This window comes from Mucilaginibacter sp. PAMC 26640 (assembly GCA_001596135.1).
Classification (GTDB): domain Bacteria; phylum Bacteroidota; class Bacteroidia; order Sphingobacteriales; family Sphingobacteriaceae; genus Mucilaginibacter.
On the sequence record CP014773.1, the window covers coordinates 1369144 to 1382789 of the forward strand.

The following is a 13646-nucleotide window of genomic DNA, read 5'->3' on the forward strand; positions in this document are numbered from 1 at the left end:
GTTTCAATATTAGATTGCCATAAATACAATTACTAATATGAGTAATCTGTGTATAAGTAGTTGTTGCTAACAAACCTTATGCACCGGTGTGCAAAATGAACATTTTTATTGCTGCAACTTTTATGTAAATCTTTTCGTTTAACATTAAAACCAATTAACCTATGGACAATATCGGGAAGAATCTCCACGGCAAAATACATGCCTGGATTGATGCTATTGGCTTCACGCTCAATGCATCACAAACAAATCTTAAAAATAAAGTCACGACCAGTCATTATTTTTTTGAGACTTTCAATTTTTTTGAGAATTCCAAAAGTAGTGACCCAGCCAGCGTCAGATTTCTTTGTTTTGATACCTATGGTGAAAAAGTGAATGTTAATTCATTATTGGATCTTCAGGCGGCTTTTTTTGAAAATATCAGCCAGTTAAAATAAATTTTCAATCTTCCCGTCGAATTTTTTTCCACATAAAAAACCCCCGCTAATTCAGCGAGGGTTACAATTATTCATCCGTGGCTTTTTAAAGCCACAAAGTACTTAATAATTTATTTCTGTTTCCGGCTGTTCAATTTCAGTCAGCCTACCCGGAGTTGCCCCTGCAATATTTACAATCGGCCTGGTAGGGTTAAGCGCTTCTTTTATTCTTATGCGCAGGTCGGCGTAGTGTGCGGCCGTTAACTCGTCCCCACCTTTTGGCAAGCTTGCAGCTATTTTAGTCAGCTCGATCCTCACCAATGGGCGGATATCAGATAGCGCTATGTTGATCGGCGTTAAGCCATAGTTGGCCAACTGAGCAGAAGTAGCACCAGGGATAGACTGGCTTGCATCTGTATTTAAAAACATCTTCAAATTATCAACGTAACCACGTTGCAGGTTGCGTTGAAACTGGTCTGGCTTGCCTGCCGGGAAAATGCCCGGGCGCAGATCTGCAAATAAATTATTTACTGTGTAGGCACCCGCGCCTGATTTTGCTTCATTATCAAACATGCGAGCCATCCGGGATGGGCTTAGCACATTTGCCAGGGCATTTACCTGTACAGATTTTATCCGGCTGATCACAACACCGTTATCAAATTTGCTCAGCTCCGGTGTATATACTAACCAGCTTGGTGTTTTAAACAATTGCTGATCAAGAAAAACAACGGCATCATGCTGCAGCGATTTACTTACAAAACCATAAACCGGTCCTTTTTGATCGTACGTTTTAAAGTTCTCGTTCATGCCGCCAATGTTCATGGTAACATGGCCTATATAACGATTGAATTGCCCGATAACTTCATTGTATAGCGCTTGCACATCATCAAAATCCTCTCCTTTCTGAAAGGTCCATTTTTCTATATTCGGTAAAATGCGTTTCAGGTTGGCAATGCCATAGGTGCTTGCTTTCATTGCATTGTCGCCCAAATCCTCGTTTTGCAAACGGGGATCAATAGACGTTCCCTGGCGGCCGAAGTAATATAAGGGATTGCCGGCACGTTCTTTTGTCCAAACATCCAGCATTTCCTTTTCCTGCTTAGGCGTTTTGCTGCCGTTAAAATAGCTGTAGCCCCATTTAACCGACCATAGGTCATACTCGCCGATTTGGGGGTAAAACCGGGTTACACCATCACCCGGTTGCGCTATATAATTGAAACGCGCATAATCCATTATAGACGGTGCCGTACCATGCGTGGTTGTAAAGGTTTTAGAGCGTAAAGAATCTACTTTATAAGCATAGCTGGAACCGAAATTATGCGGAAGGCCCAGCGTGTGACCTATTTCATGCGAAGAAACAAAACGGATCAGCTCGCCCATTTGGGTATCGGTAAACTTAGGGTTGCGAACGTTGTTATTGGTTGCAGCTGTTTGAATGAAATACCAGTTGCGCAATAAGCTCATCACATTATGATACCAGCCAACATGGCTCTCCAGGATCTCGCCCGTGCGCGGATCTGAAATATGAGGCCCGTAGGCGTTCTGTACATCTGATGCAAAATACCTGATCACACTGTAACGTGCATCTTCGGTACTAAACTCAGGATCTTCTTTAGCCGTTGGCGCGGCTTTACCAACAATGGCATTTTTAAAGCCGGCCGCTTCAAAAGCTTTATTCCAATCGTTAATACCAGCAATTAAGTAGGGTACCCATTTTTTCGGTGTAGCCGGGTCTATGTAGTAAACAATTTGTTTTTTAGGCTCAACCAGTTCGCCGCGGGCATAAGCAGCCTCATCTTTTGGCTCCAGCTTCCACCGGTGGATGTAGGAGGTCACCTCTGCTTTTTGTGCATCGGTACCATAGTCTGTTTGTGCCTGGCCAAAATAGCCAACACGAGCATCCATCAGGCGCGCCTTCATTGGTGTTTTCGGCAGTAACAGCATAGAGGTGTTCAGCTCGAAAGTTAACGCCGCGTTGGTATTATCGGTTGGAGATTCTGTTGCACGGAAAGTTTTTAAGGTGCGCACTTCAACGTTGATAGGGAAGCTCTTAATGGTATCGATGTAAGAACGGGTGTTATCGATAGTGCTCACCTTATACGCTTTTTTGATGTTATCGGGCAGACTGATGGCGGGTATATCACCATTGTACATGTCGGTTACATCTACCAAAACACCGGTGGTATCTTTATTATACGCTTTAATATCAAAGGAGGCCAGTACTGCATCCAGGTTGGAGTTCTTAACAGACTGATACATATCACTGGTGCTATCTGCCCGTACGGAGTAGCTCGGCACGCGAATAAAAACTTGCTTATCATGACGTTCCCATTTCCAAACCTGGTTGTTAACTTCTTCACCACCATACTGCTGGCCAAAAGATTTTAAGCCTACAGGGGTTTTCACAAAGCGCGTAACTACGAGCATTTCGCGGTTCTGCAAAGTGTCGGGGATTTCAAAATAGTATTTGCCGTCAACCTTATAGGTTGGGAAAAGGCCATCGTCTGCTTTCACTTTACCCACCAGGTCGGCAAATTTTTTGATGCCTTCTTTTTTCGCGGGGCCAACGGTAGCGGTAGCGGTTGAGCCGCGCGGGGTGGTTGTGGTTTTTAGGGTAACTGTTGATGCGGTTTGTTTTTTTGTAGCGCATGAACCGGCCAATACGGCAAGTATCACAATTGCTACGCGCAAGCGGATGCCTGCCCGTAAAGGTGTGTTCATTTAAATCGTTAAGTTAATCGGTAAAAAGCAAGCGCTAAAAATATGCAATAATATAGCAATTGCAACATGGCAACAGGTTTATTACAAAGACATTAAATTCGGCGTTTGAGGGTAAGAATCACTTTGTCGTAACGTTTATCATGATATATCTCTAGCAGGATGCTGCGGTCGCTTCTTGATTTTAAAAGATTATCAACTTCCTCTATCCCCATTTTTGATACCGGCTTAAAGTTGATGGAGACTATTTCATCATTTTTTTCTAACCCGACTTCATCTGCCGGGGAATTTGGTTCTACCCGGCTAATGATCAAATGGTCCAGCGCGTTGCCGGCAGAGTAGTATTCAATGCCGCTCATATCGTGTTCAAAGGGTTCATTAAAAGTGTTGTTCGGCTTTAGGTAGATGGCGCTGTTGGTATAGTCAAATATCACATTGAATTTTTTGAGGATGCCAATGCCCAGGTTACCATCGCGCGGAACCGTATATGTTCGCGAATTGTAATTGTCATCCGGAAAGGATGTGATCACATTTTTGACTTTGTATTTGCCTAGTGCGATTTCTTTTATCCGGCTAATGTAGCCAAAAATGGGGCCGTTCAACGCTACCCCCAGGTTGGCTTTAATGTAGTTTTTGGGGAGCCCGTTGACCTTAATCAGGTTCTCTAACGACAAAGGGTGCCCCGCACCCAAATCTATTACCAGCTTGTTTTTTATCTTTTTGCCATCAGGGAAAGATACCATGGTTTCCAGATAAGGCTTTTTATCTTCAATGGTAATGGGTACCCGCTGGCTTTTCTTTGTTCCTTTCAGGTCTTTAGGGCGGCAAACGGTCAGGGTGCTATCGCTAAAACTTATTTTAACAGCCAGGTTATTAAAAAAATCCCAACCTAACAGGCCATGCACGGGCATTCCTATGTAGGAGGAGAGGTTAAAATAGTCTTTCTTTAGGATAGCTGCCGATATGCCGTTGCTGAAAAGGCCAGGGATAACCAGCTTGAGCGGCGGGGTTACAAAAGCTTCATAATCGCCATCGGTACCTAACCCGGTAATTTTGATGCTCCGTTTGGTGGTGAGGTTGATCGAATCAACCATTGCCGGATCTGTCATGATCATGAGGCCCACACCAGTATCCAGTACAAAATTAAATGGCCCCCTGTTGTTGATCTGCATTTTGATAACAACCATATTGCGGATAACCCTAAAGGGGATATTAACATTCTTGCGGCCGGTGTCAACATCAAAAAACTGTGCAGAAACCGACAAGCAGCAAAAGGAAAGTACAGCGATAAGCCATAAAACCTTTGTATTTATGATATGGATGGCAGCAAACAAGCCGGTATAATTGGTAGCTAAATGTACAGTAATATTTTATCAAAAAATATACCGCCATCGCGCTAACAAATTAGCCAGCACTTACCTAAACTTTCAAACAGCGGGAGTTAGCCTTTTTTACTGCCTTCGCCGTTGTTGCAATTTGCATCTTTCGGGTCATCACATTTCAGGTTACCTTTAAGCTCGGGGTTTTGCGCCGGTAAGGTAGTTACAGACCGTTCCACTTCTGTTTGCTGGATATGCACAGCGTATTCAGCCGGCTCAATATGGCTACCGATTGCTTCAGCATAAACTTGCGTAAACTCAGCACCGATGTATAGTATAGCAGCGGTATAATAGATCCAAACGAGGATAACAATTAATGACCCTGCCGCCCCGTAAGCCGATCCCTGTGCGGTATAGGTGATGTAAAGGCTGATAACGTACTGGCCGATCATAAATAAGATAGCAGTAAAGATAGCTCCTGAGCGTACATCCTTCCACCTGATCTTCACGTCGGGCAGGAATTTGAATATGATACCGAACAGGGTAGAGATGACCATTAGGGTAATACCCAGGTTAATGATCTCGATCAGCTTACTGGTAATGCTTGGTAAAAAGTGAGTGATCTGATTTTGAAGGGCTGCGATCAGTAAATTTATGGCCAGGGTAACCAACAATAAAAAGCCAAGACTAATGATCAGTGAAAAAGACAAAAATCTGTTTTGTAACAATTTTACCCAACCCCTTTTTGGTTTAGCCTTAACCCGCCAAATTCTGTTTAAAGAATCTTGAATTTCTATAAAAATACTGCTGGCACCGAGCAGCAAGGTAACAACACCAATTACTACGGCTGTCCAGGTTTTGCCAGAGAGTTGTAAGTTTTTTAGCATGTCCTGAATTTGAACAGCAGCTTGAGCGCCTACATAACTTTCTATTTGCGGATAAAGCTTTTCTGTAGCTGCATCATGCCCCAAAAAAAGGCCGGCGAGGGAGATAATTAAAATCAGCAACGGTGCCAGCGAAAACACCGTATAATATGCCAGTGATGCGCTTAGTTTTAGGCCATTATCATCAGAAAAATTACTAAAAGTGGCTACTAAAACCTTCCAGAACTGTTTTAAATATTCTTTGCTAAAAAACTTCATATCAATATATAATGTAAATACCTTTATCGTAAAACTGCTTTAATAAATTGCAATGCAAAAAATTCTCACTCCCTCTAAAGCGTTAATGATATTCTTTGTCTGTTTATCCCTTAGCAATTATAGTGCCTTTGCTCAAAAAACTACAATTTGGTTTGTACGGCATGCCGAAAAAGAGGCCGGAACACCACAGTTTGCCAATGATGCCAACCTTTCTCCCGATGGACTCAAAAGATCAGAAGCGCTTGCTAAGATGTTAAAGCATGAAAAGATAAAAGCTATTTATGTTACTAAATTTAAGAGGGCAGGCCAAACCGCCAGACCGCTCGCCGCGCAACTCAAATTGCTACCCAGGCTGTATGGAGATAGCGTAAAAATGTTTGCTGCAGCCGTTCTTAAAAACTTTCGTGGCAGTAAATTAGTTGTCATTGGCCATTCTAATACATTGATGCCGCTATTGGGGGCCTTTGGGTCTAAAGTGCCATTTGAAACACTGGACGATGATGATTATGATATGGTCTTCAAATTAACCATTCAGGATTCGGGAGAAAGACAACTGGAGATCAGTTATTACGGCATGTTACACCATCAATCAGAACTGCCGCAGAAATATAAAGAAGATAACCGCCCGGTGCAGCAATTTATCGCCCCGGCCACCCATTATTAACCGGGGGCTGGTTTAATGATTGGTTACCACTAACAGTTCAAGATCTTTGCAGGGGATGCTGAATCGCTCACCCATATGTTTGTTGGTGAGGTGCCCCTGGTAAATGTATACCGCATTGCGGATGCCGGCCTTTTTCCAGATCACATTTTTTAGGCCGCCATGTTCGCCGATATCTAATAGAATTGGTGCAAAAATATTGGTTAGCGCATAAGTTGCAGTACGCGCAACGCGCGATGCGATGTTGGGCACGCAGTAGTGGATCACATCATACTTTCTGAACACCGGGTGCGTGTGGTTAGTTACCTCTGAGGTTTCAAAACAGCCACCCTGATCTATACTTACATCTATAATAACCGAGTTGGGTTTCATGCGGCTCACGGTAGCTTCAGATACCAGGCATGGGCTGCGGCCATCATCAGCGCGGATTGCGCCAATGGCTACATCACAGGTCGTAATGGCTTTTTCTAAAACGATAGGTTGCACAACCGACGTAAATACCCTGGTGCCGATATTATTCTGCAAACGACGCAGTTTATAGATGGATGGGTCGAACACCTTTACTTCTGCTCCTAAAGAGATTGCAGTACGTGCGGCATATTCGCCAACCGTACCAGCACCAAGGATCACGATTTCGGTAGGGGGAACACCGGTTACCCCACCCAGCATCAGGCCCTTACCTTCAAAAATATTACTGAGGTATTCGGCAGCTATCAGTATGGAGGTGGCACCTACAATTTCGCTCATGGCGCGTACAACGGTTAATGTACCGCCTTCATCTTCTAAATGCTCAAAGCAAATAGCCGTTATCTTTTTGGCTAACAGGGCATGCAGGCATTCTGCTTTTAAGGTTGATACCTGCAATGCGGAAATAAGCAACTGCCCGGGTTTCATCATTGCAATCTCGTCCATAGTGGGCGGTGCAATCTTAATGATGATATCGGCCTCGTAAACCCGCTTGGTGTCGTAAACAATTTGGGCGCCTTGTTCGCTGTAATTATTGTCAGAAAAATTGGCGGCTTGCCCGGCATTGCTTTCCAGCAGGATATCATGGCCGTTGTTAACCAGCAGCGCAACTGAAAGTGGTGTAAGCGGAATGCGGTTTTCCTGGAAGGAAACTTCCTTTGGAATGCCGATGTAAAGTTTATTCTTCTTGCTTTTAACCTCCAGCATCGACTCCTGTGGCTGCATCATTGCCTGCCTGGCAACATCAGAAAACCCGCTATATTTCCCTGAACTCATGATATTTTATTTCCGGATGATGAAGATAAGAAAAACAACGGGTATGAACGTCAAATGTTTTCCACAGTTAGTTGCCGCTTGCTGTTACCTAAAACAGCAATGCGTACACTGGTGTACTGATCCGGTATCAGCCCGGCTATTTTTTCGGGCCATTCAATGAAGCAGTAATTGCCCGAATAGAAGTATTCTTCGTAACCCATATCAAGGGCCTCGTTCGTATCCTTTAAGCGGTAAAAGTCGAAATGGTAAACAGGGTCACCAGCACTTTCATATTCGTTAACGATAGAAAATGTTGGGCTGGTTACTTCATCATTAACGCCCACAGCAGCACAAAGCGATTTAATGAGCGTTGTTTTACCTGCCCCCATATCGCCATAGAACAAAAATATACTACTGCTGCCTGCAAAGGAAATTATTTCGTGTGCAGCTTTGCCGAGGTCGTCTAACGAGGTGATTTGGATATCCATTCCCTTAAATATGTTCGTACAAAAACAACTCCAATTCCGGAATTTTTTTAAAGTTTTTGTCAGCAGTAATAAACGGTAGTTGCTTCGTTAATGCAGATGCCGCAATAATACTATCTGGCAACTTTAATTTGAATTGTTTTCTGATGTGTATGGTTCTATGCTTGATGTAATGGGTAACGTCAAATACGGTTACAGAGCTAATAAAATCATTTAATACCTTTTCGGACTCGTTGGTTTGTCCATGAAAAGCATACAGCTCAATTTCTGTAATAAAAGAAATATGAATATTTTGATCTTGTAAAAGGTTAGCTAACTTAACATCACCATTTAGTAAATAAATACAGATGTTAGTGTCAATAAATAGATCAACTCCATTCATTACGCAATCGCAACTGAATTTCTAATCCATCTTCATCAGTTTTTAAAACCCCACAAAATTTTTTGGCATCAAATTTTTTAGATTGCCTTGCTGCCAGAATTTTTTTGGTTTTGGCAATATCTTTGGCCGTTTTTATTACTACTACCATACTCAAATATACACAATACTAAGAATAAACTTCAAGCCTCCATGTTCAGGTCTTGAAGTTTATTTTTGATATTATTTCGGCCCGTATGTAACAATCGGGATGATCATTTCTTCCAGCGATATACCACCGTGCTGGAAGGTTTCATTGTAAAAATTCACAAAGTGGTTATAGTTATTTGGGTATACAAAATAACTATCGCCTTTGGCAAAAACAAAGCTGCTGCTTACATGCAGCTTAGGCAGCATGGCATCATGCGGGTTGCGGATGTGGAATACTTCCTTTGCGTTGTAATTTAAGTTTTTACCTTGTTTGTAACGCAGGTTGGTATTCGTATTCCTGTCGCCGATGATCTTGCTTGGATTTTTCACTTTAATGGTCCCGTGATCGGTCGTAATAATTACCCTTACCTGTTTTGATGCCAGGAATTTAAGCAGATCAAATAACGGGGAGTGTTCAAACCAGGATAAGGTTAACGATCGGTAGGCCGCATCATCACTCGCCAGCTCGCGGATCATTTGCATATCCGTACGGGCATGGCTCAGCATATCTACAAAGTTGTAAACCACCACATTCAGGTCGTTACCCATGAGGTTATTTACCGACTCATTCAAAGCGCGGCCCTCATCAATGTTGAGGATTTTGTGATACGAGTGTTTAATCTCGCGTCGCAGCGTCCTTTTTAACTGATCGGCGATAAAATCTGCTTCATATAAATTTTTCCCACCCTCATCTTCATCATTCTGCCACATTTGCGGATATCGTTTTTCCATATCCAGCGGCATCAGCCCAGAGAAAATGGCGTTACGTGCATATTGTGTTGCCGTTGGCAGAATACTGAAATAAGTATCTTCTTCTTCCAACCGGAAATACTCGGAGATGATGGGGTTGATGATCTTAAACTGATCGTACCTTAAGTTATCTATCAGGATAAAAAATACCGGGCCATTACCATCCAGCTTAGGGAAAACTTTTTTCTTGAATAATTGCGGTGATGAAGTTGGTGCAGTATCCGGGTTTTTTACCCAATCGAGGTAATTACGTTCTACAAACTTACAGAACTGCACATTAGCTTCTGCCTTTTGCAAGGTGAGGATCTCGTGCATGCCCGCATCTTCCAGTGTTTCCAGCTCCAGCTCCCAATAGATCAGTTTTTTATAAACATCTACCCATTCCTGAAAACTCAGATTGTCATTCAGCGTCATCCCCAGCGTACGGAAATCCATCTGGTAGGCCATGGTAGTTTTCTCGGTAACCAAACGCTTGTTTTCGGTAAGCTTTTTTATGGTGAGCTGGATTTGTTTAGGATGCACCGGTTTAATAAGGTAGTCATCAATTTTCGATCCGATGGCATCTTCCATCAAATACTCTTCCTCGTTCTTGGTGATCAGAACAATAGGGACATCGCTGCGTATATTTTTTATTTGCGACAAGGTTTCCAGTCCGGTTAAGCCGGGCATGTTTTCATCAAGGAAAACCAGGTCGAAGTATTGTTTCTTGAATTCGTCTAAAGCATCGTGGCCATTAGTTACCGTAGTAACTTTATAGCCTTTTTCAGTTAAAAACATTATGTGCGGTTTCAACAAGTCAATCTCGTCGTCGGCCCATAAAATGGAAGTATCCTGCATAATCATTTATTTTACCCTATTATAACCCCTTGGTAGTACTATTTGTTGTAAAAATATAGAAACGTTTAACATATATTAACAATAACATGGTGCTTGTTTTGTCATAATTAGGCACTTTTGCAATCTTAAATGCCGCTTTGAATAAAAAGAAAATAATAAACGACCCGGTTTACGGGTTCATCACCATTCCTTCCGAGCTGGTGTTTGACCTTATCGAACATCCCTACTTTCAACGGCTGCGTTATATTAAACAGTTGGGAATGACACATTTGGTGTATCCCGGCGCGCTGCATACACGCTTTCATCATGCCATTGGCGCCATGCATTTGATGAGTACCGCAATAGAAACGCTTTGCAATAAAGGCTGTGAAATTACCGCTGAAGAAAAAGAAGGGTTGATGATTGCCATTTTGCTGCATGATATAGGCCATGGCCCATTTTCGCATGCTTTGGAGCAAACCATTATAGAGGGTATCGATCATGAGGATATTTCTATTTTACTAATGGATAAACTGAACCAGCAATTTGAGGGCAGGTTATCATTGGCGATAGAAATTTTCAGAGGCATTTATCCAAAAAAGTTTTTGCACCAGTTGGTTTCCAGTCAGCTGGATATGGATAGGCTGGACTACCTTAACCGCGATAGTTTTTTTACCGGCGTATCAGAAGGTGTGATCAGTTCAGACCGGATCATTAAGATGCTGAATGTAAAAGATGACAGTATTACGGTGGAAGAGAAGGGTATATATTCGATAGAGAAGTTTCTGATAGCACGCAGGCTGATGTACTGGCAGGTTTACCTGCATAAAACAGTAATAGCAGGGGAGCAGCTGCTTTGTAAGATATTTAATCGCAGCAGGGAGCTGGCCATGCAGGGCCAAAAGTTTAACATTACTCCTGCGCTGAACCATTTCCTGGATAACATCGTATCTATAGAAAGTTTTATTAATGACGAGCGCCACCTGGAGGTTTTTGCCAAACTAGATGATAACGACGTGATGGCTGCTGTAAAAATTTGGGTGGACAGCGATGATTTTGTACTAGCCAAGCTTTGCACTAATTTTATTAACAGAAGGTTATTTCATGTAGATATAGCTGCCGAAAAGCCCGACGAAGCATTTATTTTGGAGTTGCGGCGCAGGGCGGTGGACCGCTACAACATCAGCGAGCATGAGGCATCATACTTTGTGTTTACAGATATTATCCGCAACAATGCTTATACCAAAGGCGATGGCAACATTCATATCTTAATGAAGAATGGCGACACAACAGATATTGCAATGGCGAGCGATAATTCTAATTTGGAGGCTTTAACGAAAACAGTTAAGAAATATATTCTTTGTTATAGTAAGGATTTGATATAGCTCGCTTAAAGCGGCAGCGAAGAGAACCCGGGGAGCGTGCAAAGCGCAGATTCAACTCACCCCCGCCCCCTCTCTGCTACGCAAAGAGGGGAGAAAGAACGGCCATTGTGTTTTACCCTCTTTACCGTAGGTAGAGAGGGTCGGGCAGCGGAGCGAACCCGGGGTGAGTTAAAAAGGGAGAAATAACGGCCATTGTGTTTTACCCTCTTTACCGTAGGTAGAGAGGGTCGGGCAGCGAAGCGTACCCGGGGTGAGTAAAAAGCGCGGATTCAACTCACCCCCGCCCCCTCTCTGCTGCGCAAAGAGGGGAGAAAGAACGGCCAATGTTTTACCCTCTTTACCGTAGGTAGAGAGGGTCGGGCAGCGGAGCGAACCCGGGGTGAGTTAAAAAGGAAGAAAGAACGGCCATTGTGTTTTACCCTCTTTACCGTAGGTAGAGAGGGTCGGGCAGCGAAGCGAACCCGGGGTGAGTAAAAAGGCGCGGATTCAACTCACCCCCGCCCCCTCTCTGCTACGCAAAGAGGGGAGAAAGAACGGCCAGTGTTTTACCCTCTATACCGTAGGTAGAGAGGGTCGGGCAGCGGAGCGAATCCGGGGGGAGTTAAAAGTGCGGATTTAACTCACCCCCGCCCCCTCTCTGCTACGCAAAGAAGGAGAAAGAACGGCCATTGTGTTTTATCCTCTTTACCGTAGGTAGAGAGGGTCGGGCAGCGGAGCGAATCCGGGGTGAGTAAAAAGGGAGGCACAAACGGCCTTTTTGATTTACCCTCTTTACCGTAGGTAGAGAGGGTCGGGCAGCGAAGCGAACCCGGGGTGAGTTAAAAGGCAGGCACAAACGGCCTTTTTGATTTACCTTCTTTACCGTAGGTAGAGAGGGTCGGGCAGCGGAGCGAACCCGGGGTGAGTTAAAAGGGAGAAAGAACGGCCATTGTGTTTTACCCTCTTTACCGTAGGTAGAGAGGGTCGGGCAGCGAAGCGAACCCGGGGTGAGTCCACTCAGCATGCGCTGTTGGGGCCTATTAACAAACCTAAATAGCAGTATTGAAACCTATAATTAAACCGTTATACAGAAACATAAAATAAACTTAAATTCGCAGCATGCAATTTACCGCTAAGGATATCGCCTTAATGCTGAACGGAACCGTTGAGGGTGACCCGCTCGCGGCCGTTAGCAAGCTAGCCAAAATTGAGGAAGCGCAGCAGGGCTCTTTATCGTTTTTGGCTAACCCCAAGTATGAGCAGTTTTTGTATACCACAAACGCATCTATTGTTATTGTTAATAACGATCAGCAATTAACCGGCCCGGTAAGCGCCAGCCTGATCAGGGTGGAGAATGCCTATACGGCCTTTACCTTATTACTAGAGCAGTACAATAATATAAAACTGAGGAAAGCTGGCATAGAGCAGCCATCATTTATTCATGAAACGGTGCAAATGGGCGAGCATGTTTATATCGGGGCTTTCGCCTATATTAGTCAGGATGTAAAGCTTGGCAAAAACTGCAAAATATACCCTAATTGCTATATTGCCGATAATGTAACCCTTGGCGATAATGTTACTTTATTCCCCGGAGTAAAAATATATTTTGATTGTGTAATAGGTAATAATGTTACTATTCATTCCGGGGCAATCATCGGTAGCGATGGTTTTGGATTTGCCCCACAGGCAAACGGAACCTTCAATAAGATACCGCAAATAGGCAATGTTGTAATAGAAGATGATGTTGAAATTGGTGCTAATACAACTGTTGACCGTGCCACAATGGGTTCTACTTTGATACATAAGGGCGCCAAGCTTGATAATTTGGTACAAATAGCCCACAATGTTGAGATCGGTGAAAACACAGTAATCGCTGCGCAAGCCGGCATTGCTGGCAGCACCCGCCTGGAAAACAATGTAATGCTTGGCGGCCAGGTTGGCATAGTAGGCCATATTAGTATTGCAAAAGGCAGCCAGGTGCAGGCACAATCTGGCGTAAGCCGGCCAATTAAAGAAGAAGGTAAAAAGTGGGGAGGGTCGCCTGCATTGCCCTATGGCAGTAATATGCGATCTAACGTAGTGGTAAGCCGCTTGCCAGATCTTGAAAAAAGAGTTTTAGAGTTAGAAAATATAATTGCTGAATTAAAGAAAAGTATTCATTAATTGGTCACTCCCGTATGCGGGGCTTT

The 13646-nt window shown here is 43.5% G+C and carries 9 protein-coding genes and 2 pseudogenes; 4 read left to right on the forward strand and 7 right to left on the reverse strand.

Translation table 11 applies throughout. The annotated features are described in order from the left end of the window. Positions 1-161 precede the first annotated feature (161 nt). A complete protein-coding gene (locus A0256_05885; GenBank protein AMR30987.1) occupies positions 162-434 on the forward strand; it encodes a hypothetical protein in 273 nt (90 codons plus the stop codon). 186 nt (positions 435-620) lie between these two features. On the opposite strand, the pseudogene A0256_05890 reads toward A0256_05885, so the two are convergent. From A0256_05890 to A0256_05900, 3 genes and pseudogenes are all read right to left on the reverse strand, one after another. Next, positions 621-3134: pseudogene (locus A0256_05890) on the reverse strand (hypothetical protein). Positions 3135-3226: 92 nt separating this feature from the next. Then, positions 3227-4465 carry a hypothetical protein gene (locus tag A0256_05895; GenBank protein AMR30988.1) on the reverse strand — a complete coding sequence of 413 codons (1239 nt, stop codon included), beginning with the start codon at positions 4463-4465 and terminating at the stop codon, positions 3227-3229. Between the two features lie 188 nt (positions 4466-4653). Next, positions 4654-5592: pseudogene (locus A0256_05900) on the reverse strand (ribonuclease BN). Between the two features lie 85 nt (positions 5593-5677). On the opposite strand from A0256_05900, the gene A0256_05905 reads away from it, so the two are divergent. Next, positions 5678-6256: a hypothetical protein gene (locus tag A0256_05905; protein ID AMR30989.1), complete on the forward strand. Its 579-nt coding sequence runs from the start codon at positions 5678-5680 to the stop codon at positions 6254-6256. A 12-nt stretch (positions 6257-6268) separates the two neighbouring features. On the opposite strand, the gene A0256_05910 is transcribed toward A0256_05905, so the two are convergent. From A0256_05910 to A0256_05925, 4 genes are all read right to left on the reverse strand, one after another. Then, entirely contained in the window at positions 6269-7495 is a 1227-nt protein-coding gene (locus A0256_05910) for an alanine dehydrogenase (protein AMR30990.1), read from the reverse strand. Positions 7496-7545: 50 nt separating this feature from the next. Beyond that, positions 7546-7962: a tRNA threonylcarbamoyladenosine biosynthesis protein TsaE gene (locus A0256_05915; GenBank protein ID AMR30991.1), complete on the reverse strand. Its 417-nt coding sequence runs from the start codon at positions 7960-7962 to the stop codon at positions 7546-7548. A 4-nt stretch (positions 7963-7966) separates the two neighbouring features. Continuing rightward, positions 7967-8341, reverse strand: a complete 375-nt coding sequence (locus tag A0256_05920) for a twitching motility protein PilT (protein AMR30992.1) — start codon at positions 8339-8341, stop codon at positions 7967-7969. Positions 8342-8560: 219 nt separating this feature from the next. Then, positions 8561-10114 (reverse strand): two-component system response regulator, encoded by a 1554-nt coding sequence (locus A0256_05925; protein ID AMR34444.1) that lies wholly within the window; start codon positions 10112-10114, stop codon positions 8561-8563. 137 nt (positions 10115-10251) lie between these two features. Between A0256_05925 and A0256_05930 the strand changes: the two genes are divergently transcribed. Both A0256_05930 and A0256_05935 read left to right on the forward strand, forming a co-directional pair. Further along, on the forward strand, positions 10252-11478 hold the full coding sequence (locus A0256_05930) for a phosphohydrolase (GenBank protein ID AMR30993.1): 1227 nt from the start codon (positions 10252-10254) through the stop codon (positions 11476-11478). Positions 11479-12576: 1098 nt separating this feature from the next. Continuing rightward, positions 12577-13620 (forward strand): UDP-3-O-(3-hydroxymyristoyl)glucosamine N-acyltransferase, encoded by a 1044-nt coding sequence (locus A0256_05935; protein AMR30994.1) that lies wholly within the window; start codon positions 12577-12579, stop codon positions 13618-13620. Positions 13621-13646 lie beyond the last annotated feature (26 nt).

Bases quoted from the DNA above. Each gene is read 5' to 3' on its own strand.
- A0256_05885 (AMR30987.1), top strand. From the start codon at position 162: ATGGACAATATCGGGAAGAATCTCCACGGCAAAATACATGCCTGGATT.
- A0256_05935 (AMR30994.1), top strand. From the start codon at position 12,577: ATGCAATTTACCGCTAAGGATATCGCCTTAATGCTGAACGGAACCGTT.
- A0256_05925 (AMR34444.1), bottom strand. From the start codon at position 10,114: ATGCAGGATACTTCCATTTTATGGGCCGACGACGAGATTGACTTGTTG.
- A0256_05920 (AMR30992.1), bottom strand. From the start codon at position 8,341: ATGAATGGAGTTGATCTATTTATTGACACTAACATCTGTATTTATTTA.
- A0256_05915 (AMR30991.1), bottom strand. From the start codon at position 7,962: ATGGATATCCAAATCACCTCGTTAGACGACCTCGGCAAAGCTGCACAC.
- A0256_05905 (AMR30989.1), top strand. From the start codon at position 5,678: ATGATATTCTTTGTCTGTTTATCCCTTAGCAATTATAGTGCCTTTGCT.
- A0256_05910 (AMR30990.1), bottom strand. From the start codon at position 7,495: ATGAGTTCAGGGAAATATAGCGGGTTTTCTGATGTTGCCAGGCAGGCA.